Source organism: Mucilaginibacter sp. P5_A4 (genome assembly GCF_056400605.1).
In genome coordinates this window covers 100,328-121,173 of the sequence record NZ_JBFUKX010000015.1, presented here as the reverse complement: position 1 = coordinate 121,173, position 20,846 = coordinate 100,328, and the positions used below count along the sequence as shown (strand labels likewise).

Here is a 20,846-nt window from a genome sequence, read left to right as displayed (position 1 = left end):
TCGGTGTTTTCACCACACCAGCCCCAGGCTTATGTATAGCATCCGATATTTGATTACAACCGTAACAGCTTTACTTGATAACAATAGCTGTTAAGCCTTTTTAGAAAACGAGATCATCAACATATCTTAAGCCTCGTGACCGTTTTAATTTTGCGTATGATACCCCGAACATCGACAACCCAATAAACTGAAACCGCTCACAGTTTTTAAAACACTTTTTATAAAGAGAATTTGCAATAGGTTTTTATCATTCGTCCATTTCAAGTAACAGATTTGCAAGTAGCGCAGTCCACCCGGTTTGATGGGATGCACCCAGCCCCTTACCATTATCGCCATGAAAAAATTCATAAAAAAGATGGTGGTCCTTAAAATGTTCTGTCGACCATTGCTGATGCTCTTTTGCATGATACTGATAAACTCCCGCATCATTTCGTTCAAACATTTTTAAAAGTCTTTTGGTAAGCTCATTGGCTATTTGTTTAAGTGTCAATTTATTTCCTGACCTTACCGGGAACTCATAGGTATATGAATCTCCATAGTATTCATAATATTTCCGCAGCGCGTTGATAATTAAATAATTTATAGGCATCCAAATGGGGCCGCGCCAGTTAGAGTTGCCGCCAAACATAGCGCTGGAACTTTCACCGGGCTCGTACTGTACCCCGTATTCAGTACCCTGATAGCCGAAAACAAACGGTTTATCCTGATAGTATTTTGATAATGAACGGATTCCATAATCTGATAGAAACTCGTTTTCATCTAACAGCCGTTTCAACAAATGATCAAGCCGGTCGCCAACCATAATGGCAAACAAATAATTACCGTCCTTATTTTTCTCTTCTATATCCGAAATTACTCTTGTTAACTCAGGTCTTGTAAGTTTAATGCTTACTAATCTCTCATTAAATTCGCGCAATTTGGTAAAAATATCGCCTGGCATTATCTCAACCGCCAATAATGGGATAATACCTACCAGGGAGCGAATTTTTAATCGTTGGCTGGTGCCATTTTCAAATTGGACTGCATCGTAATAAAAATTATCCTGATCGTCCCACAACGAAATATCGTTTTTCCCGATACGCTGCATAGCCCAGCCAATGTTTAAAAAGTGGCGGAAAAACTTGGCGGCCGATTCCTCGTAGGCGATATTATGTTGCGCTAACTCTAATGAAATACGCAACATATTAATGGAGTACATAGCCATCCAGCTTGTTGCATCCGCCTGTTGAAGCTTTTTGATACCCTGCGGCATGTGGTTTCTATCAAAAACGCCGATGTTATCCAAACCAAGAAAGCCTCCTTCAAAAATATCTGTGCCGCTGGCATCTTTTTGATTAACCCACCAGGTAAAGTTCATCAAAAGCTTTTGGAAAGACCGCTCCAAAAAATCCCAATCGGGGACACCATTTTTTTTCCTGTCTGCTTCAAAAACATACCAAACGCTCCAGGCGTGTACGGGCGGGTTTACATCACTAAAATTCCATTCGTAGGCAGGGATTTGGCCGTTGGGATGCATATAATACTCACGAAGGATAACCAGTAACTGCTCTTTAGCAAATCCCGGATCAACGTGAATAAATGTTGCTGCATGAAAAGCAAGATCCCAGGCAGCAAACCATGGATACTCCCACTTATCGGGCATTGAAATAATATTCCGGCAGGTAAGGTGCTGCCAATCATAATTACGTTTAAAGTTACGGGGTGGCGATGGATCGTTCGGTTCACCGAAAAGCCATTTAAATACATCAAGATAATAAAATTGCTTTGTCCACATTAAACCGCCCACTGTACTTCTTAACAATTTCTGCTGACTTTCGGATAATTTGGGCGGCGTTAATTTTTCATAATATTTATCGGTTTCGGCCAGGCGCGTCACGAATAAACTATCAAAATCTTCCCACGGCTCAGCTATCTCCCTACTGCTCAACCTAATTTTAAACGTTTGGGAGCCACCGGCAGCTATATCTACTTTTAACCAAACTGCTACCTTGGTGCCTTTTTTTTCGGGATTGATGGTTTTCTCTTTGTTTACTACATGGTTGTTGATTCCATCTTTTACATAGGGCGTGTAATTGGGCTTATGAAAAATCTGTTGGTTATTAGTTTCATTTTCACAAAACATCTGCTCTCCATCTTCGTGATAAAGATAAAATATGCCGTTGCGCGATGAATTGGTTTGTATACAATTGTTTGAAACAGATACAATCTCGGGCTTGGTGAACCGGGGGTTATGCCGCCAAAAATTCCGGTACCACAAATGTGGCAGTACGTGAATTGTTGAATCTTCGGGACCGCGGTTATAAACCGTGATCTTCATCAAAATATCTTTAATGCCAGCTTTTGCATACTCAACATAGCAATCAAAATACCGGTCGTCCTTAAAAATATTGGTATCCAACAATTCAAACTCGGGACTGAGCCTATCTCGCTTGTTTTTTTGCAATAATTCCATATATGGATAAGCCTGTTGCGGATATTTATAAAGAAATTTGCAGTAAGAATGAGTAGGAGAAGAATCCAAATGAAAATAAAGCTCCTTTACATCTTCACCATGGTTGCCTTCTCCATTAGTCAAGCCAAAAAGCCTTTCTTTTAAAATAGGGTCTTTGCCGTTCCAAAAAGCGGGGGCAAGGCATAAAACCTGTTCACTGTCGCAAAATCCACCGATACCTTCTTCGCCCCACCGGTAAGCGTAACTCCGGGCCAAATCATGATTGATGTAATTCCAGGTGTTTCCGCCAGGGCTGTAATCTTCCCTCACTGTACCCCACTGGCGTTCTGAAAGATAAGGCCCCCATTGTTTCCAATTTTTATCTTTGTATGAATCAGAAAGCCTCTTGTTTTCCATAAATTATTATACTGATTTAATGATATAAATGATCTCTTTTTGATTGAGACCTCTGTTATTCATAGGGCAAACCTTCATAAATAAACATAGTTAACGCACGAATAGTTAAAAGCGATGCGATTAGCAATAAATGCTTCAAAAAAATGAATATACAAGTTTCCGCAAGCAAAACTGCGGTTTTATACAAGATAGACATAAATGGTGAAACCATCACGGTTAACCAAACTCCGCTAATGTAATTTACTTTCCTAAATGATTGATTTTAAAACCATAGTGGCAGGCGCGAATTGACCGTAGGGGCGATAGCAATTGGAAAATATAGCGTTATTGCAATACGGGCTGGCGTGACAAAGAATGTTCCTTGTTGGCTATTTTGGGGTATGTCGGAAAAACAAAAAGCCTACAATCATTTGATTTGCAGAATTTTAAACTATTTTGATACTTAGATCTGTTATCACGTTGGGATTCGAACCCAGAACCCCAACATTAAAAGTGTTATGCTCTACCAGCTGAGCTACGGAATCAAAGTTTAACTTTTTCGGCAATCATGCCGTTTTTGTCAAAGAGACTCAATTCTTAAGCCCCTGGTCGGTGTGAAAACACCGACCATAAGCTGAACAATAAAAATGCCGGGCTCATCACCGGGCATTTTTGATTAATGTCCTCTTGTAAACAAGATAATTGCAGAAAAGTAAATAGGCATGCCAACAACGCCATGAGTTGAATACTTAACATCAATTAGATCTTCTGAATTTACACCATTTAAGGCCGCCCTAAGATCATTTTCAAATTGTGTTTTATCAGGCCCAGCAACTACGATAGAATTTAAATTTAAGCTCATTTTTTAAAAGATTTACGTTGGCTTTGTTGCCGATGTAAAAATAGTTAAAACAAAAGGCAGTTTTTAACCCCTGATCGGTATTTTCACCGCACCAACCCCGGACTTGTATTGCATCTAATGCTTGATTACAACCGTAACAGCTTTACGTTTTAGCCTGTGGTCTGTGTTATCAGGCTGAACGGCGACCACAACTGAAAGAATTTACGATTGCTATTAGATTTAGGTTGTTACCCAATGCTTGCAACCTTTAATTTTTTACGTAAATTTACAAAGCTTTAAACCTGTGATTTAAAGCCTGTTACGAATGGGAGATTTAATTGAATTGTCAACAAAAGAATTGCTTATTAAATTCGGCTCGGGCAACCATAAACCCGGGTCTGGCAGTGCTGCGGCCTTCCAGGGAATGCTGTCCGCAAAACTGGCCCGGACAGTAATTGACCTCAGCCTGCAACGTGACTTGTATAAAATCCATCACCCGAAACTAACCCAGATGGCATTAGCCATCGATGAACGAATTTACCCGTCTTTAGTTCACTATTTTCAACTCGATTCAGAACAATTCGACCGGGTCATCAAGCTCCGCAGGCAACGTAACGAAGAAAATGACCCGATAAAAAAGCGTGCGATTAAAAAAGAACTGGAGGATGCACTGCTCCCTGCTACTCAAACCCCGATCATGATCGCAACACTTTGCGCCGAACTGGGCGGTTTCACCCTCTATCTATTTGAGCATGGCTTCAAGGCAGCCAGGGGAGATTCGGGCGTGGCCTTAACCAACGCCACAGCCACGATTGCAGGCTGTTTGTCCATCATCAACCTGAACCTGCTATCACTTGGCCATAACGCTGAAACCAGCCAGATCAGCAGGGAAGCCGCCACTTTAAAAGCGGCCTATCTGAATTTGTCCACAAAGGCCGATGAACGCCTCGCATCCATTGAAAAGGAAGCCAGACGGAACCTTAACTTTAAAAAGGAACTACAGGAACTCGCCTCTGGCCAATGGATAGGTAAAAACTTATCCTACGCGGAAATTGAAGACCTCACACGCCGACTGCAAAATACGCTATGGAAATATCATGACGAAATCACCAGGCAGCCAAAACCCGAAAACGCTATCAACGTCCTAAGGCCGGAGGTTGTTTTAACCAGGATATTAAGTTATCAATATGATGAGTATGAAACCCTTGGTCAGCACACCGTAGAAGGTTCACTTTACGAAATAGCTGGGATAATCGACAAACCCAAAAGGTCTGTCGCCGTTTCCATGCAATTCCCCAAGGAAACCAGGAACTTTACAGCTGCGCATGAACTTGGCCATGCCTTTTTACACCGGCAGCCCGTCTTGCATCGCGACAAGGCAATAGATGGATCCGGGGCTGGCAATACCCGAGACCCTATCGAACTCCAAGCTAATAAATTTGCCACTTATTTCCTCATGCCAAAAAAAATCGTCGAAGACCTGTTCGGGCAATTATTTTTCACTAAAAAATTCATGATCAATGATGATACGGTCTTCGCGTTGACCAACGGCAGCGTCAGCTCGTTCAGAAAAAAATGTAAAAATCTGCGAGAACTGACTAGGATCCTTGCCACAGCGGAATCTTACCGCAACCAAAGCTTCAATTCGCTTGCCGCAATGTTCAACGTATCGGTCGAAACCATGGCCATCCGCCTGGAGGAGTTGGGGCTGGCAGAATTTTAGTCAAAAAAGCAGTTTCAAATTTAACCCCTGGTCGGTATTTTCACCGCACCAGCCCCTGGCTTATGTAACGCACCTAATACATGATTACAACCGTATAGCTTTACGTGATAACAATCGCTATTAAGGCCTTTTAGAAAACGAGGGACCATCAACAATCTTAAACACCTTTTAACGCAAAAAGGCGCAATCTCTTGCGCCTTCCGTGATCCCGCTGGGATTCGAACCCAGGACCCCAACATTAAAAGTGTTATGCTCTACCAGCTGAGCTACGGAATCAAAATTCAACTTTTGCGGCAATCATGCCGTTTCTGTTCTAAAGAGATTCAATTATGGTTTTAAATAAGAAAAGCCTTCTTTCAAAGGCTTTTCGTGATCCCGCTGGGATTCGAACCCAGGACCCCAACATTAAAAGTGTTATGCTCTACCAGCTGAGCTACGGAATCAAACTTTTAACTTTTTCGGTAATCATACCGTTTCCGTTTAAAGTGGTGCAAATATAGGGCGATTAATAATATGATGCAAGTGCTTTTTGCAATTAATTGTAAAGTATATGTTAAGCTATTAATTGCCAATAAACTACATTTTAAATACAGCAATTTTGCCCTTGTCGCCGGCCAATAAAACCAGTTTTCCACGTTTTGCTTTGCGGCAAACGTTAAAGCTGGTGGTATCAATCTGCTTCCACGATTGGCCCCGGGCTGTTGATATATTAGTGCCCGATGTTCCGGTTGATAAATAAATCCTGTCCTTAATCCTTTCAACACATGATTGAAAGCCCGGCGGGCCATTTTTTGTCAACTCATATTGATCATCCACCTTGCTGTATTTGCAGCTTACCGAGTCAGCAATCTTATCTTTTGCATAATTACCCCCCACAGCTACTAAAAGATCATCAGATATAGAAAATGCGCCTTTACTACCTGCCCCCTGAGCCACGGGCAGGCTTTTTACCTGCCATTGCGGTTTCCCGTAAGTACACAAATGCAAAAAACGGGCAACCGTACCCCCGCTTGCTATCACAACGCCCAAGCTTTTATTTACCCGCAAACAAGTGCCACTTGCCGCAAATGCTGCTTCCCCAGGCATAGCATCAGGCGTATTTTTCATTTCGGTCCATGTTTCGCCGCCATCTTTGGTTTCCATCAGTAAAAACTTATTGTTGATCGGGTCGCCCAAAATATAGCCATGTTTGGCATCCGCAAAATCCATGGCATCAAAAAAGTAAACACTATCAGTTTTGCGGTATTTTTCCTGCCAGCTTTTACCTCCGTCGGTGGTTTTTAAAACCAGCGCCGGCGTGCCCGAGCTCATGATCACTGCCTCTTGATCGTTAAAAGCTTCAATATCCCTGAAATCGGCCTTTTCGTAACCTTTAACCTGCTGCCAGTTCCAGGTTGTTCCGCCATCGTTAGTGATGGCTATATGCCCTTTGCTGCCGCTTATCCAGGCAGTTTTATCATCTACTACCGATAGCCCCCGGATACTCGTAGGTTTATCCTGCTGCAAAATAGTTATGGTTTGTGCCGACGAGATTAATGGCAAAACAAATAAAGCACTGAGTATAAGCTGGTAAAAACGTTTCATTAATTTGTGTATAAATATCAATATGGTTCCTAAATTAATTGTTAGCAAACCAAGTAACAACAACCTGCCGATTTTTATATTTATTAAGTTGCTTTTTGACAGAAACGATTATATTTGCACGCTTGTTAATAAAACAACAGGCCCGGATGGCGAAATTGGTAAACGTTGCGGTCTCAGAAGCCGTTGAGAATTGTCTCTTGAGAGTTCGAGTCTCTCTTCGGGCACGCCTTTTTTAAGATATGAGAATTGAGATATGAGATTTGAGAAAATTTCATGTCTCATATCTCAAATCTAACATCTCAGATCTTTTTTCTGACAAATGCCCAGGTGGCGAAATTGGTAGACGCACCATCTTGAGGGGGTGGCATTCGTAAGGATGTACGAGTTCGAATCTCGTTCTGGGCACTTTTCCTTATCATATGTGTTAAAATGCAGGAATAACAGCAAAGGAACACACAAAATTTCATAAAGCTTTACCCTGTATCGTAATCTCAACAGTGAACTGACGCTTAGCCTTTAGTCGAAAGTCTTAAGCTCTAAGTCAACAAAAGAACAAATCCGGCTATGACTTACGACTTAGTGCTATTGACCTGACCCTACCGGCTATAATAAACAACGGCCGGGCAAACATCTTTAAATGTTAGCTGTAACGTATATACACCAAACACTCCTGATGCAAAAACAATTATTTTCCCTGTTAATTGCGCTGTGTACAGCATTTACGGTAAATGCTCAAACCCGGGCGGTCCGTCAATATAAAGACCATGTTTTCCCCAATGTTGATATTAAACAAGAGCTGAGTTATAATCCACTTGCCTTACCTGCTGATAAGGAATCGTACTTATTTGATCTCTATCAGCCCAAAGGCGATCGCTCCATAGCAAGGCCATTAATTATATGGATGCATGGCGGAGGTTTTAAATATGGTTCAAAAACAGCCAAAGGGATCCAAATATGGAGTAAGGATTTTGCCCAACGCGGCTATGTTTGCGCGGCAATTAATTATCGCTTAAGTAAAAAGAACCCGGCATTACATTTTAACGAGCTACAAAACAACTGTTATTATGCCGTACAGGATGTTAAAACCGCCATCGAATATTTTAAACAGCATCATGCAGAATATAATATAAACCCGGATAAAATTATCCTGGCGGGCAATTCGGCCGGAGCCATCATAGCATTGCAGGCCGCGTACAGCAGCAATGCCGAGCTTTCCAGGCGTACAGGTGTAACAGATTCAACTACGACATCAAAACCCAACGACAGGGCCCGGATTGCCGGTATCATTAACTTTTGGGGAGGCTTGTTTGATATCCGCTGGTTAAAAAATGCGCGGATACCTATTGTGAGTGCTTATGGTTCAAATGACCATATTGTAAAACCAGCCCAGGCTGATACTGGCTTATATGGCAGCATCGCGATTCATGAAAAGGCTGATTCCTTACAAATTCCTAATGGCATAAAAACGTTTAAAGGCTTTGGCCACGAGCTGCAAAGGCATTTTAATCCCGTATTTGGGGCCGGCAAACCCGCGCAAAAAAGATGGCTGGAAGCTGCCCAATTTGCCGCGGATTTTTATTACGAGATATTATTTAAGAACCCGGCGTAAACAATTTTTTAATTTTGACGTTGCTGTATTGAAAATGCTTAAAACTAACTAATTACATATTATGAAATTAACCAGGATAGTCACAATTGCTACGTTAGCTATTTTTAGCTTACAGGCTTTGGAAGTATCTGCCGAAGAGCTGCCTGCCGTTGCAGAAGCATCTGTTTTACAGATTAAACTACCGCCACCCCCACCACGACCACCGGCGCCACCAAATCCATTCAAGAGACGGCATCACAGGCGTCATCGCCGCCACAGGAGCGGAGGCCTGCATATAAAACTTCCGCCACGGCCACCGGCACCGCCAAACCCGCTTCATTTACCAACACCACCACGGCCATAAATATATAAGCCCCCGAGTATATCAGGGGCTTTTTATTTAGGTTTATTTATTTTTTATTGAGGTTTATTTATTTTTATCGAGGTTTATTTATCTTTTATTGGGGTAGGTTATAAAAGAAGTTTTCGGTAACAATTTTACCATCCTTAACTTCGTAAACACAAACTTCGCTCATCATGCTGCGACCTTGTCCTTTGTAGGTAACATCCATATCCATGGTACATGAAAAGAAATTACCGCTTACAATAGGATCAGATATCTCGCCGCTATGAATCTCTTCAACCATATCATACCATTGCTGATTTTTGGCCAATGCGGCTTCCTTACCTTCTGAAAGTTCCATCTGCGAACCCTTTGGCTCATGGCTCACAACATTGTCGGCATAAAGCTCATTTATGGCATCTAAATTTTTGCCTTCGCGGCAAAACTCAACTAATTTTTCAGCTACTTCCTGTGTGTTCATTTTTATAGGTTTTAATTGGTTATTATTGATATAAAGTTATCTATAATAACAAAAACAACATTGTTTGTTACTTTAAGTTTAGATTAAGTTTTAATAACAGGGAAAGGATGCAGAACGGTTGAACAAAGCACAGCTCCACCCAATCCGAGCCATCAAATTCATTGTCTTAATTCTTGCTTCCCGGTTCTATTTCCCTTGTCGCTATTTATTTAATAGTGGTATATTACGTGGGCAATTATTAACCTCTTCTTTATCTGTAAAACAAACACCATGACCGCAGTTAGCATCGATCAGATCATCGCCGACCTGGAAGCCATCATAGCCGATTCCATTGCAACCGGTAACAGGGCCGGGTATTTCGCAGCCTTGTACCATAAGGTTACATGCCGGGTAAAAGAAGGGATTGCGGCCGGTGAGTTTGAAGATGCCGCAAGAATGGAACAGCTGGATGTAACCTTTGCAAGCCGCTACATTACCGCCTACAAGCAATGGCAGCAAAAGCAGCAGCCTACCGCCTCATGGACGCTAACCTTCGGCATTTTTAGCAAGTCGTCAAAAGTGGTACTACAGCACTTACTGGCCGGCATGAACGCGCATATTAACCTGGACCTGGGTATAGCAGTTGTAGAGACAGCAAACGCCCTTAACCAGCCACTTAGCCTGGTACATAAGGATTTTAATGCCATCAATACCATACTATCGGCCCTTACCTACGAGGTAATCAACGAGCTTAACCAGGTATCTCCACTGTTATCGCTGGCGGGCCTGCATGCGCAAAATAATTCCATACTCATCCAGTTTGCGCTTGGCAATGCACGGGATGGGGCCTGGTGCTTCGCCGAAGACCTTTTTGGGCGTAAAGACCAGGATTACCTTAACCTGATAACCAAACGCGATAGTGATATCCATAAACTGGGCACAGGCATCATCGGTCCAGTAGGCCTGTTGCGCTTTACCATGTGGCTAATTCACCTGTTTGAATGGCGCAACCCGACAAAAATCACCAGGGTATTGAGCACGTATAAAAAAGCTTATCTGAAGGTAAATTAATCAGCCCGATGTTTGATGGGTTTCATGCACCGGCAGGAAACACTTTTATTTATTGGATACGCCTATCTTTTCTTTAACCCGCTTAAATAGCCTGGCATTATTTACATGATCATTTTCTTCCTTTTCGTTAAAATAACCGGTTAGGATACTTACACAAAGTTCATTTGCAGGGTCGGCTTCAACAAGGTTTTTCAATATCAAAAGTTCACCGGCAGATGCTTCGCCGATGAGCTTTTTGATGGTTAGGTTGATGATATTTTTTTGATGCATAAAAGCCTTTTAATTATTGCAGGGGGCAAAAAACAAGGGTCTTATTGCTTTATTTTATCCCATAAATCCCGGTTAAACGCCAATACCTTAGTAACAGCTCCGTTTTGGTCTTTGGTGAATTTTAATGGGAACCCCCGTTCTTTGTTTAAGAACACAAGATCAGACAGGGCTATAAAGTTTATTTCCTGCTGGTCCCAAAGTTGTTTTAGCATCAAACCATTGGCCGTAGCTGTAATTTGAAGAAAGGCTTCTTTCTTTTCTTCAAACTGGTATTTGCCTTCAAAAGCCTTTAGCTGTTCGGCGCTAAGCTTTACTTCAACAACAGGYGTAATGTGTTTAACTTTTATCCATAACTGTTTACCTGCTAACAGGGCCTGGCTAATTTCGCCCGCATCGTTTTTTGAAAAAGTAAGCGTTAATGTTTCGTCCCCGTCGTCGTCCGGGGCTTCAAAGCTAAATTCTGATTTACGGGTTAGCACCATTTGCTGATTACCACCAACCATTTTTGCAACTAATTTATCGTTTACAAGGGCGATTTGGTAATTGATAAATTCATTTTCTTTAAGCTGGTAAATTCCTTCAAAGGCCTTAAGGGTGGTATCGGCAGCAATTACCGTATGGTGCTTAACCGGGTTTGCAATTGCCTTATTTATGGTAAAGCTGCCTAATAAAAAAAGCAGCATTATAAATGCTAACCTGCATTTATAATCTTTTAGGTTTTCTTTTAACTTTTTCATTATCATTTGATTTCAAAGGGAGAATTGGATTATTTTGATTAAATATCTTTCACATTATCATTAGGCATCCTGTCTATCAGTTTACTATAGGGATCTATACCTGCATTTACAGGCTTGCCTTTAACAATAACAGTTATGGTATGCTGGCCTGCTGTTAGTTTATATTTTTTAAGATACAGCGGGTTTGTCACAGATCGGCCTTCCTTATTATTAGTGTTGGCTGCAAACACGCCAATGTCAATATAATCGTTCATGTTTTTGGCTTGTACATCATTGCCCTTGTTATCTATCCAAACTTTATCAACATTTACCTTTAGGGTTACTTTATATTCATTTTTGTTACCTGTGGGTATAGCTTTAACTGCGGTCACCTTATTATCGTACAGTGTAATTTTTTGCCAGGTATCGGTTAAATAATATTGCAGCGAATCGGGTACATGTTTTTGCAGGTACCTGTACAGGTCATTGCTGCCTGCAAAGGGTGGCTTACTTTTAAATTGATATGCGTTTTTAAACTCACGCAAGGCAGCGTTTAAACTATCTTCGCCCATCAGGTCTTTTAAAGTGTAAAGTACCAAACCGGCTTTGCCGCCCCATTCAAACCATTTATCGGCTTTTATCAGGGGATGTTCTTTTTCTTCCATGCGCCGCCGGATAAACGAGTAAAAGTCAATTTGATCTAACAAGATCCATTTCAGGTTATCTTTTCCATATTTCTTTTCGGCCATCACAAGGGCACTGTAGGTGGCTAATCCTTCCGGGATTACCAATGATCCTACGGTACTATTAGGGGCTACCTGGTAACGCCACCATTGCTGGGCAAGTTCGCGTGTGGTATTAAAATAGCAAAAGTCAAACTGGTTGGGGTCTTTAAAATCGGCATTCCAGGCATAGTATTCTGCATAGGTATCCATGCTGCCCAATGAGGCATCATGAGGGCCATATACCGAGGTTTCTGCCAGGCGGATGTCTTTGAAGGGATATGGTCCAAAAGCTGTTGAATAGTAACGGAGACCATCTTTATAAGCTGCCATAAACCGCCCTATATTGGCATTATGAGCCGGGTGATAATAGATATCGACATTAACTTTATGATCAAGCTGTACACTATCATGCAAGGCCAAAAACTTTGCCGATACAATAGCGAACGGGGCATACATACCCGGTTGCTTTTGTACATAATGATAATAATTCCTGCCGTTTTGCCGCCACTGTTTTTGCAGCTGGCCCGGCGCTATGGCGGTTTGCCCGGCCGATGTACTCACGGTAACATCCAGGCTGAAAAGGTTAGATGCTTTTCCTGATTTTAAGGTGCTGATGCCTGCAGGATCATTCTGTGCTATCTCCTCTTCGTGCTTTTCGGGCAGGTGATTTTTTTTACGAACATAATTGCTGTTTATCTCATCGTCATCATCATAACCTAATCCGGGTAGCCCGCCGTTAAAAAAAGCACCGTTACGAAGCAGGTTTTTAGCAAACAAGCCATTTTCAAAACCTTTATGAATAACGCATGAATTGATTTCCAACACGGCAGAGTCGCCGGGTAACAATGGTTTTTGAAACTGGTATAAACGAAAGTCCGCGGTATCTTGCTTCGGTCTGAACCAATTGAACATGCCCCGCTTGTATAGCAAAGGGTAAGTGAATGGCACCGGCTTACCATCAGTTTTGATGGAATATTCAGTAAGCTCATCGCCATCCATCAGCAGTTTTACAATAGGCTTATCAGTTCTGTTAAAAATAGTAATAAAAGCCTTTACAAATTCCTGCTGCTTCTCTGGAAAGATATCGGCGTTTATTACCATCCGGGTTACCTTGGGCAGCGGTAAAGCGGCATATTTTTTTAGGGATTTTTCGTAAATGATCGCCCGGTCCTCACCTTCATCCTTGGTTAAAAAGTTATTTAAATAGCTTATGTTATAATAATTGTAAGCGCCAACGGCTAAAAATGCCGCTGCCAATATCCCGGTAAACATCTTTGTTTTAGCATCAAACCGTTCGCTCAGCAACTGGAGCCTTTCTTTAAACGAGCTGGTTACACCCCGATAATAAAATAAGGCCGAAACAATAATGAGCAAACCGGCAAAAAGCAACCAGTACAGGTTAAACCAGTATATCGGTTTCAGCATATGGCCCACCCCGTCCATATCCGAGACACCATACCATGGCGTGTACGAATAGATAAGCAGGTTATAATTAAAGATGCCGGTTACATTTAAAAAAAATACCAGCACCCAAACGCTTACCCCTACCCCATGCGCTACAAATTTATTGTTAATAAGCACATGTACCAGGTACGAAAATATCACCATTTCCAGCAAGCGCGGCATCAGAATGGTAAACACAAAAATTAAATAAAAAGACAGGTTGTACTGGTGAAACCCTTTTACCGTTTGCACAAACAACCCGGTTATTAAGGGGACTAACGACAATCCGAATCCTAAAACAAGCAGCGCAAGCAGCCTGGAACCATTTAACACCCAGTTTGGGGGCGGCAGCGAATCATTGATAAAAGCATACCGGGTGATCCTGTCGCGGTGGAGTGTTTCGCCGGTATAAAATATAATGATGAAAAAGATGAAGAACGGAAATACTTCATTAAATATACCCATCAGCATAATAGTACGCGGAAAATAGGATACTCCATATTCGTTATTACCCATCCAGAAAACAAAGCCAAGAAAACCCATCCCGCTTAATAAAATGATCCAGAAATAATTATCCCTGATAATATTGATCAGTTCTACTTTTGTGAGATTAAACAGGGTATTGACGTTATAAGCGCCTGCAAAGCTTACTTTAGGGTTTCGGACAAGGGAGCGTTTTACCTTTGACACCTCGTCATCAATAGCCGCTTTGTCTCTTTTTCCGCTAAAGAATTTCTCAAAATTAAAGCGGATATAGGTAAACAATAAAATAGCCAATCCTATACCTGTCCACATGATCCGGTTAAACAAAAAGGCGCCTTCAACAGGAAACAGGGTGGTGTTTTTTTGGATAGACGTGGTTGTGGCCGAAAGCAGGCGAACTGCATTGAGCCCAAAAGGATCTGCATTAATAATTACGGTGGCGTTACTGGTATGATTAAGGAAAAATACGGAAAGAAAATAGCCTAAAAATAACAGGATGCCCCCACTGTAGATCACCTTTACATTACGGGTGAGGGCCACTAATCCAAAAAATAACGACGAGGTAAAAAACAGGTTGGGGAGCGCCATGATAAAAAACGGGTGCAGGTAATACACCAGGTTATTGGGGCCATATTCCTTAGGATCTTTCCAGCCCATTGCCGGGCCAAGTTTGGTGCCTATGTATGCCCCTATGATAATGGAGCTTGCTATAAAAAGCATAAATAAAAACGAACCAAAATACCTTCCCCAGAAATAACCGGCTTTTGTAATGGGGTAAGTAAGGTAATAGTCTTTGGTATTGTATTCAATATCGCGGTATAAAGCTACCCCCATAATGGAAGAGCTTACCAGCATCATTAATATGGTAATACCGGTGCACCAAAGCGCTATTACATAAGGTGCATTAATGTGTTCTTTTTCGCCCAATGGTAACGATCCGGTGGCAAAGGTCATTACGGTAAAAGCCAGGGCGGCGGCAAAGTATAGGTACACCGCGGGCCTCCTGAGGCGATTTTGCACCTCGAAAACAAATATTTTCCAGAACATATTGTTGTGATTTAAAGAGGTTTAAATGGTATTTACATCCACGCGCGTAGCAATATTGCTAAAATAAACATCCTCCAGGTTTGGGGTTACGGCCACAAAACCGTTGCCCGGCTCTGTATCCTGTATTATCCGGATGTGTAATTTACTGGTTTTTAGCTGGGTAGATATCACGGTAAAATCGTCCTGGTAAAATTTGAGGTCTTGCTTGCTGATGGCTTTACTATATATTTTACCCTCCATTTCGTTTACGGCAGTATCGGGCTGGCCTGCATACAACACCTCGCCCTGGCAAATAATGGCAAAGTTGGAGCACAGGGTACTTACATCCTCAACTATATGGGTAGACAGGATCACAATGGTATTTTCGCCCAGCTGGCTCAGCAGGTTATAAAAGCGGTTCCGCTCGGCAGGGTCAAGGCCGGCGGTGGGTTCATCCACAATAATCAGTTTTGGGTTGCCAATCAGCGCCTGTGCAATACCAAAACGCTGTTTCATTCCTCCCGAATAAGTACCGAGATGCTTTTTGCGGTCTTTTGAAAGGTTTACGTTTTCGAGCAAACTGCCTACAAGCTCCTTCCGCTCGGCTTTGTTGCCCACTCCCTTTAGCTGCGCGATGTGATCCAGCATCCGTTCGGCAGATATTTTAGGATATACGCCAAACTCCTGCGGCAGGTAGCCAAGCAATTGCCTTACCTGGGTTTTGTTTTTCAGCACATCAAGGTCATCCAGGTAAACGCTGCCTTTATCAGCCTCCTGCAGGGTAGCTATAGTGCGCATCAGGGATGATTTACCCGCGCCGTTTGGCCCCAATAAGCCAAACATGCCATTGGTTAAAGTAAGGGATACATCCTTTAAGGCATGTACCCCATTGGCATAGGTTTTTGAAAGTGAATTGATAATTAATTTCATAAGAGTAAGTGGTTAGGTATTATTATTTGATTGGAATATTATTTTTGGCCGCTCCATTCAGCACAAGGTGCGTACTATCGGCCAGGCTATAATGGAGGTTTTTTATCCGGGCCTGCTTTAAAATTAATTTGCTCCTGTTCATAATCTGCAGGTTGGCGTTTTCAAAACGGTTATCCTCTAAAACAGTAAGTATGGAGCCGCTTAAAGGGCTTTGCCCTACTGTGGCGTTTAATGAGCCTATGGTGTTATTGGCCAATAAAATCTGGCTGCCATAGTTTTGAGTAATGGTTAAACTATCCTGCTTAAAGCCCTCAATTAAAACATTACGCCCGTTCCAGCCTTCATTGGCTACTGTATCAATTTTTTTTTGATTTTTATCGGTAACAAAAGCGCTGGCGTTTACACTTTTTATTACCGGGCACGAAATAAGCAGCAGGTAAGCAGCATGGTTATAATACTGCGAACCATCAAAAGTTACATCTATTTGCAAACGCTCACCGGTTTGTTTAATAGTTGCATATCCACGGGCGTCCGGGTCCATTTTTACGCTAAACGGCCCCTGTACCAGTTTTACATTGGCTATTTGCGATGCATTAATATCAAGCGTATTAAAGTTTTTAAATTTAAGAGGGATGTAATAGGAATATACATCTTTATACCTGCCGGTATTAAATTCCTTTTTCAACAAATAATCATATCCCAGTATACACAGCACCAGGAACACTAAAGCAGCTATAAATATTTTTGAACTCGTCTTCATTTGTTTGGGTCTGTTTTTGGTTGATTAATGCCTGATATGTATTTTTCATACATCGCCTCTATATCCTTAATATCAATATCCAGCAGGTAAATATTCCTGAAAAAATCGGGCATTTGTTGCTGTATGAAACGCTCCTTACGGTAAGCTTTAACCTTTTGAGGCCCGTCGGCAGCTACAAACAACCCCAATCCCCTTTTATTGATCACTACTTCCTGCGCCTGCAGAAACTCGTACGACCGGATAACGGTGTTAGGGTTAACTTCCAGTTCAACGGCCAGGTCTCTTGTTGAGGGGATCTTTTCTTCCGGCAGCCACTTACCTAATAATATATTTTCGCTCACATAGGCTGCTATCTGCAGGTATATGGCATCCTTATCTTTAAACTCCATAATTGATCAGCATCATACCTGTGTTTCTTTTAAGCGGAAATAAGCAGCAATCCAAAAAATAAAGGCCATTCCAATAAACACTACCGCCCCTATCCACACAAAATTTGAAACATTAACAGAATACATGATTCCTTTTTCCATAAACCCTAAATTGGCAAAGGGCATTACCTGTATGATATCCCTGTTCAGCAGCTGGCGCATCAGGATATTGTTACCAATGATCAAAATACCTATTGTTAAAAAAAACAATAGGGCTGTTTTTACAAAATGCATTTTTTTAAAATATATAGCACCGCAAAAAGCAACAGCGTGCAATAAACTATACAGGGTAAGCACCACAAAAAACACACTGGTACCTAAACCATTCACATTTTGAAACAGCTGGAATACCTCTTGCTGCTCCCCCGGAAAATGCCTGATATTCAATAAAAACAACATCACCAGGTAAAAGGCGGCAATAACCAATATCAGGAATACCACGAAAGAATAAAGCCAGGCCACCAGGTATTTTTCAAAATGGGTGGCAGGCAGCGTGAGGCTGACTATAGCTTTTTCATTATTGCTTATATCGGCAAATATGGTACTGGTAAATACCGTGCCCCCAAACAATATCACCCATATCAGCAGCAATAACTGCAGGTTTACTTCCATACGTACGTCCATCAGGAAAACCATAAAGGTGCCGCCAAGTATCAATACCCCCATCAGCACCATTAGCGACATGAGGTAGCCTTTATAATGCTCTGTAGTGAATTTCATAAACAGCATACCAAAACGCTTAAGTTTAAAAGTATTATTCATTGCCTCGTGCTTTTAAGGTTTGTAAAACAGGTTGATTACCGCTGATGATGGCATTAAAAAGTATTTCCAAATCTACTTTGCTGTAATCGCCGGTGGTGTTTTTGAGGATGGCATTTTTACCGCGTGGCCCGTTTTCCTGGTACAAAACAGGCAGCCCCTCAGTATCATGAAAACTACCGAAGGTTATTTTTTCAACCACATCATCCACAGACTGGTTGATCAGGATCTCGCCGTTATGTAAAATAAGCAAGGTATCTATCAGGCTGTCGAGATCGCGCACCTGGTGGGTGGATATTACAATGCAACGCTCTTCTGTTAATACCGAAGCGATGAGTTTTCTGAACTGGATTTTGGATGGGATATCCAGCCCGTTGGTGGGCTCATCCATAATGATAAGACTGGTATTGGTAGCCAGGCCAAAAGCTATCATAGCCTTTTTTCGCTGACCGTAGGATTGCTTATCCATAACGGCATCAATATCCACATCCAAAACGTTCAGATATTGATAAAAATCGGCTTTGCTAAAGTTGGGATAAAAATATGCCGTGTTGGCCACAAACTGGGCAGGAGTAAGATCGGGCACAAACAGCTCCTCGGCCAGGAAATAAATATCTTCTAACACGGTAACCGGTCTGCCCGAAACGTTGATACCATTAAACAGGCAACTGCCTTTCACCGGGAAAGCAAGGCCGGCTATATTTTTTAACAAGGTTGATTTACCTGCCCCGTTTTTTCCTAACAAGCCGTAAATATGGCCCTTAGCCAGCCTGAGGTTAAGCCCCTTAAAAAGCGGCTTGGCTTTTTGATAACCGAAATGAAGATTTTGAATTTCTATCATAAACAAGTGATATAGTTAGATAGTGCACTACAAATGTACGTAACTATATTTTTAAATTCCAAATGATTAGTAAATTTTTTTTTATGGGCGGTATTAACCAGGGAAATCGCGTTTTGAATATTTGAAGTGTTGAATGCCAGAAAAATCTATTAAATGAAACTGTTTGGTACAGCATATTGGCAAATAGCGATGGGTTTGAAACCCATCGCTATGGTGAAAGTTTTAATTTAGTTTTAAACGCGATTTCCCTGCGGTATTAACCCATCATTTTAAAAAGCAATTAATTTAGTTTAATTTTCCGCATAGGGGTATCTGGGCGTTGCATTGTATTAGGAGTATTAAGACAAATACACCCAACTATGATAACAGCCTTAATTATATGGTTATTTAAAAAATATGCTATGCCGGTAATAAACCGCCACAAAAATAATGGAACATTTAAGCGCATTAAACCTGTAAAAGTTTTAGTTGCTGTTTTACTACTGGTTATTGCCACGCCTTTACATGCGCTGGAAACTACCACCAAATACAACGTGTTGCATAGCGGCAAAGTGATAGGCCACCTTGATTTTTACCAGAGATATACCGGCGATGATGTTTACCTTAGAATGATATCTGAAGTAAAAATGAAATTCATTTTCAGCATCAGCGTAAACTGTAATGAAGAATCGGTTTTTCAGCGTGGCAGGTTAATAAGCTCGCATGTACTGCGTAAAGTTAATGGCAAGGAAAAGGCTAACCGGCAAACCAGGGCGGTTAATAACGGCTACCAGACATGGGCCGAAGGAAAAAGCGGGCAAATTATTCAAAAAGACATCCGCAGTAACCTGATGTTACTATACAGCCATGAGCCTGCCGATAATGCCAGGGTTTATTCTGATAATTTTCAACAGTTTTTAACGGTGAAGCAAACCGGCAACCACGTTTACCTCATTAACCTGCCCGATGGTAATTATAATTATTATACCTACACCAATGGTATTTGCAGCAAGGTAGAGGTACACCACTCTTTATATACTATTCAAATACAACTGGCATAATAGCTGCCACAAACACATTAAGTGTTTCAAAATCTTCAAAAAGCAGTACTGCTACTATCATGGAGCCAATTTACAAAGAGGTATTGAATTAACGCGGGTTTAGCCGCGTCCGCTTTAAGAATTGTCTCTAAGCTGGCGTATTTGCTCAAGTGCCAATACGTCGATCTGATCCTTTGGCCGATTGACGACCTTTTTATTTTCAATTAGTTGATTTATGTGCAGAAACGGAATATTTACATTTTCGATATCAGCAACTGAAGCCATTTGCAAACATTCGTCAAAAGTATACCCTTCCAGACCTATCATATCAGTAAGTATATCCAGACTGAGACTATTATTGAGGTAAAATTCAGTCCAGCCCGGTACAAATTGCATATATTCAATCATAGGGAAATCCCCCATGTTACAATCTATAAAAGCCTTGCGTAATTGCCGCCTGTTTTCTAAAGTATCTTTGAGCCATATATCCAAATCACCCGTAAAGCGTTGGTAGCCATGTAAGTTTATAGCATATCCCCCAACCATAATATATTGTACATTATTATCTTGAAGTGCCTTCCAAAATTTTAATATCTCTTCATCAAAAACATCCACAATTTATTTACTGATATATGGTTTATGAGATATTGAAGCCTTATTCATGGTTTGCTGTACCTTAAACAAGCGGGTAGCCATTTCAAAACGTTCTTTATAGCTTCGCTTTAAACCTTCCTTTAAAAGGGCTAATTCGGTTTCGTTAAATATTTGCTTCGCTTTTTCCATTTATTAGCTTTACCATATCAAATTTACATTTTTTTACACAATTACTATATCCCAAACGCAAAAAGCCCTCCCGGCTTAACCGGGGAGGGCTCATAAAGTAACCTGCGTTCACAGGATAATCTACGCCTACCATAATTCCCGTAAGGAGTAGTGTGGCTTTTTTAAATTTGTTTTCATATATTACGTTTAATTACAAGTTTACTTTTCAGTAAATCATAACAACATG

Annotated in this window: 19 protein-coding genes and 4 tRNA genes; 7 read left to right on the top strand and 16 right to left on the bottom strand. The window is 41.3% G+C overall.

All coding sequences use genetic code 11. The annotated features are described in order from the left end of the window. Positions 1-247 precede the first annotated feature (247 nt). Positions 248-2,848 (bottom strand): MGH1-like glycoside hydrolase domain-containing protein, encoded by a 2,601-nt coding sequence (locus AC1DQW_RS11835; protein WP_477454265.1) that lies wholly within the window; start codon positions 2,846-2,848, stop codon positions 248-250. 655 nt (positions 2,849-3,503) lie between these two features. Continuing rightward, a complete protein-coding gene (locus tag AC1DQW_RS11830) occupies positions 3,504-3,689 on the bottom strand; it encodes a hypothetical protein (protein WP_477454264.1) in 186 nt (61 codons plus the stop codon). Between the two features lie 304 nt (positions 3,690-3,993). On the opposite strand from AC1DQW_RS11830, the gene AC1DQW_RS11825 reads away from it, so the two are divergent. Beyond that, positions 3,994-5,391, top strand: coding sequence for a cyclodeaminase/cyclohydrolase family protein (locus AC1DQW_RS11825; RefSeq protein ID WP_477454263.1), 1,398 nt, complete (start codon positions 3,994-3,996; stop codon positions 5,389-5,391). A 203-nt stretch (positions 5,392-5,594) separates the two neighbouring features. On the opposite strand, the gene AC1DQW_RS11820 is transcribed toward AC1DQW_RS11825, so the two are convergent. The 3 genes from AC1DQW_RS11820 to AC1DQW_RS11810 all read right to left on the bottom strand — a co-directional run bounded on the left by AC1DQW_RS11820 (position 5,595) and on the right by AC1DQW_RS11810 (position 6,975). Continuing rightward, positions 5,595-5,667 (bottom strand) — tRNA-Lys (locus tag AC1DQW_RS11820). A 94-nt stretch (positions 5,668-5,761) separates the two neighbouring features. After that, a tRNA-Lys gene (locus AC1DQW_RS11815) sits at positions 5,762-5,834 on the bottom strand. Between the two features lie 133 nt (positions 5,835-5,967). Further along, positions 5,968-6,975: a WD40/YVTN/BNR-like repeat-containing protein gene (locus AC1DQW_RS11810; protein ID WP_477454262.1), complete on the bottom strand. Its 1,008-nt coding sequence runs from the start codon at positions 6,973-6,975 to the stop codon at positions 5,968-5,970. A 140-nt stretch (positions 6,976-7,115) separates the two neighbouring features. Between AC1DQW_RS11810 and AC1DQW_RS11805 the strand changes: the two genes are divergently transcribed. The 4 genes from AC1DQW_RS11805 to AC1DQW_RS11790 all read left to right on the top strand — a co-directional run bounded on the left by AC1DQW_RS11805 (position 7,116) and on the right by AC1DQW_RS11790 (position 8,927). Further along, positions 7,116-7,199, top strand: a tRNA-Leu gene (locus AC1DQW_RS11805). Between the two features lie 97 nt (positions 7,200-7,296). Next, positions 7,297-7,380: transfer RNA gene (locus tag AC1DQW_RS11800), tRNA-Leu, on the top strand. Between the two features lie 268 nt (positions 7,381-7,648). Continuing rightward, on the top strand, positions 7,649-8,584 hold the full coding sequence (locus AC1DQW_RS11795) for an alpha/beta hydrolase fold domain-containing protein (RefSeq protein ID WP_477454261.1): 936 nt from the start codon (positions 7,649-7,651) through the stop codon (positions 8,582-8,584). 61 nt (positions 8,585-8,645) lie between these two features. Then, positions 8,646-8,927, top strand: coding sequence for a hypothetical protein (locus tag AC1DQW_RS11790; protein WP_477454260.1), 282 nt, complete (start codon positions 8,646-8,648; stop codon positions 8,925-8,927). Positions 8,928-9,021: 94 nt separating this feature from the next. Here the strand turns inward: AC1DQW_RS11790 and AC1DQW_RS11785 are convergent, their stop codons facing one another. After that, the gene (locus tag AC1DQW_RS11785; RefSeq protein WP_477454259.1) at positions 9,022-9,387 is read right to left on the bottom strand and encodes a SnoaL-like domain-containing protein; all 366 of its coding nucleotides are present in this window, start codon (positions 9,385-9,387) and stop codon (positions 9,022-9,024) included. A gap of 270 nt (positions 9,388-9,657) precedes the next feature. On the opposite strand from AC1DQW_RS11785, the gene AC1DQW_RS11780 reads away from it, so the two are divergent. Beyond that, complete coding sequence (locus AC1DQW_RS11780) at positions 9,658-10,437, top strand: DUF5995 family protein (protein ID WP_477454258.1); 780 nt, start codon at positions 9,658-9,660, stop codon at positions 10,435-10,437. Between the two features lie 45 nt (positions 10,438-10,482). On the opposite strand, the gene AC1DQW_RS11775 is transcribed toward AC1DQW_RS11780, so the two are convergent. The 8 genes from AC1DQW_RS11775 to AC1DQW_RS11740 are packed head-to-tail and all read right to left on the bottom strand — an operon-like array spanning position 10,483 to position 18,818. Continuing rightward, positions 10,483-10,707: a hypothetical protein gene (locus AC1DQW_RS11775; protein ID WP_477454257.1), complete on the bottom strand. Its 225-nt coding sequence runs from the start codon at positions 10,705-10,707 to the stop codon at positions 10,483-10,485. Between the two features lie 41 nt (positions 10,708-10,748). Further along, positions 10,749-11,444: a hypothetical protein gene (locus AC1DQW_RS11770; protein ID WP_477454256.1), complete on the bottom strand. Its 696-nt coding sequence runs from the start codon at positions 11,442-11,444 to the stop codon at positions 10,749-10,751. Between the two features lie 38 nt (positions 11,445-11,482). Further along, positions 11,483-15,121, bottom strand: coding sequence for an ABC transporter permease/M1 family aminopeptidase (locus AC1DQW_RS11765; protein ID WP_477454255.1), 3,639 nt, complete (start codon positions 15,119-15,121; stop codon positions 11,483-11,485). Positions 15,122-15,142: 21 nt separating this feature from the next. Then, positions 15,143-16,030 (bottom strand): ABC transporter ATP-binding protein, encoded by an 888-nt coding sequence (locus AC1DQW_RS11760; RefSeq protein ID WP_477404311.1) that lies wholly within the window; start codon positions 16,028-16,030, stop codon positions 15,143-15,145. Between the two features lie 22 nt (positions 16,031-16,052). Then, on the bottom strand, positions 16,053-16,790 hold the full coding sequence (locus AC1DQW_RS11755) for a hypothetical protein (protein ID WP_477454254.1): 738 nt from the start codon (positions 16,788-16,790) through the stop codon (positions 16,053-16,055). Continuing rightward, positions 16,787-17,179, bottom strand: coding sequence for a GntR family transcriptional regulator (locus AC1DQW_RS11750; protein WP_477454253.1), 393 nt, complete (start codon positions 17,177-17,179; stop codon positions 16,787-16,789). Before AC1DQW_RS11750 ends, AC1DQW_RS11755 begins: the two co-directional genes overlap by 4 nt. A 12-nt stretch (positions 17,180-17,191) precedes the next feature. Next, positions 17,192-17,980, bottom strand: a complete 789-nt coding sequence (locus AC1DQW_RS11745) for a hypothetical protein (protein WP_477454252.1) — start codon at positions 17,978-17,980, stop codon at positions 17,192-17,194. Further along, on the bottom strand, positions 17,973-18,818 hold the full coding sequence (locus tag AC1DQW_RS11740; protein ID WP_477454251.1) for an ABC transporter ATP-binding protein: 846 nt from the start codon (positions 18,816-18,818) through the stop codon (positions 17,973-17,975). The genes AC1DQW_RS11745 and AC1DQW_RS11740 overlap by 8 nt, the downstream gene beginning before the upstream one ends. Positions 18,819-19,177: 359 nt before the next feature. Here AC1DQW_RS11740 and AC1DQW_RS11735 point away from each other — a divergent pair, with 359 nt between their 5' ends. Beyond that, positions 19,178-19,858 (top strand): DUF6134 family protein, encoded by a 681-nt coding sequence (locus AC1DQW_RS11735; protein ID WP_477454250.1) that lies wholly within the window; start codon positions 19,178-19,180, stop codon positions 19,856-19,858. Between the two features lie 114 nt (positions 19,859-19,972). Here AC1DQW_RS11735 and AC1DQW_RS11730 read toward each other — a convergent pair whose 3' ends face one another. Together AC1DQW_RS11730 and AC1DQW_RS11725 are read right to left on the bottom strand one after the other, a co-directional pair. Further along, entirely contained in the window at positions 19,973-20,452 is a 480-nt protein-coding gene (locus AC1DQW_RS11730) for a hypothetical protein (protein ID WP_477454249.1), read from the bottom strand. A 3-nt stretch (positions 20,453-20,455) separates the two neighbouring features. Continuing rightward, positions 20,456-20,620: a hypothetical protein gene (locus tag AC1DQW_RS11725; protein ID WP_477416075.1), complete on the bottom strand. Its 165-nt coding sequence runs from the start codon at positions 20,618-20,620 to the stop codon at positions 20,456-20,458. Positions 20,621-20,846: the final 226 nt, after the last annotated feature.

What these genes read in the sequence shown, in the direction of transcription:
- AC1DQW_RS11760 (WP_477404311.1), bottom strand. Translation starts at nt 16,030, where the DNA reads ATGAAATTAATTATCAATTCACTTTCAAAAACCTATGCCAATGGGGTA.
- AC1DQW_RS11835 (WP_477454265.1), bottom strand. Translation starts at nt 2,848, where the DNA reads ATGGAAAACAAGAGGCTTTCTGATTCATACAAAGATAAAAATTGGAAA.
- AC1DQW_RS11745 (WP_477454252.1), bottom strand. Translation starts at nt 17,980, where the DNA reads ATGAATAATACTTTTAAACTTAAGCGTTTTGGTATGCTGTTTATGAAA.
- AC1DQW_RS11795 (WP_477454261.1), top strand. Translation starts at nt 7,649, where the DNA reads ATGCAAAAACAATTATTTTCCCTGTTAATTGCGCTGTGTACAGCATTT.
- AC1DQW_RS11765 (WP_477454255.1), bottom strand. Translation starts at nt 15,121, where the DNA reads ATGTTCTGGAAAATATTTGTTTTCGAGGTGCAAAATCGCCTCAGGAGG.
- AC1DQW_RS11810 (WP_477454262.1), bottom strand. Translation starts at nt 6,975, where the DNA reads ATGAAACGTTTTTACCAGCTTATACTCAGTGCTTTATTTGTTTTGCCA.
- AC1DQW_RS11825 (WP_477454263.1), top strand. Translation starts at nt 3,994, where the DNA reads ATGGGAGATTTAATTGAATTGTCAACAAAAGAATTGCTTATTAAATTC.
- AC1DQW_RS11775 (WP_477454257.1), bottom strand. Translation starts at nt 10,707, where the DNA reads ATGCATCAAAAAAATATCATCAACCTAACCATCAAAAAGCTCATCGGC.
- AC1DQW_RS11780 (WP_477454258.1), top strand. Translation starts at nt 9,658, where the DNA reads ATGACCGCAGTTAGCATCGATCAGATCATCGCCGACCTGGAAGCCATC.
- AC1DQW_RS11830 (WP_477454264.1), bottom strand. Translation starts at nt 3,689, where the DNA reads ATGAGCTTAAATTTAAATTCTATCGTAGTTGCTGGGCCTGATAAAACA.
- AC1DQW_RS11750 (WP_477454253.1), bottom strand. Translation starts at nt 17,179, where the DNA reads ATGGAGTTTAAAGATAAGGATGCCATATACCTGCAGATAGCAGCCTAT.
- AC1DQW_RS11735 (WP_477454250.1), top strand. Translation starts at nt 19,178, where the DNA reads ATGATAACAGCCTTAATTATATGGTTATTTAAAAAATATGCTATGCCG.
- AC1DQW_RS11785 (WP_477454259.1), bottom strand. Translation starts at nt 9,387, where the DNA reads ATGAACACACAGGAAGTAGCTGAAAAATTAGTTGAGTTTTGCCGCGAA.
- AC1DQW_RS11755 (WP_477454254.1), bottom strand. Translation starts at nt 16,790, where the DNA reads ATGAAGACGAGTTCAAAAATATTTATAGCTGCTTTAGTGTTCCTGGTG.
- AC1DQW_RS11790 (WP_477454260.1), top strand. Translation starts at nt 8,646, where the DNA reads ATGAAATTAACCAGGATAGTCACAATTGCTACGTTAGCTATTTTTAGC.
- AC1DQW_RS11725 (WP_477416075.1), bottom strand. Translation starts at nt 20,620, where the DNA reads ATGGAAAAAGCGAAGCAAATATTTAACGAAACCGAATTAGCCCTTTTA.
- AC1DQW_RS11740 (WP_477454251.1), bottom strand. Translation starts at nt 18,818, where the DNA reads ATGATAGAAATTCAAAATCTTCATTTCGGTTATCAAAAAGCCAAGCCG.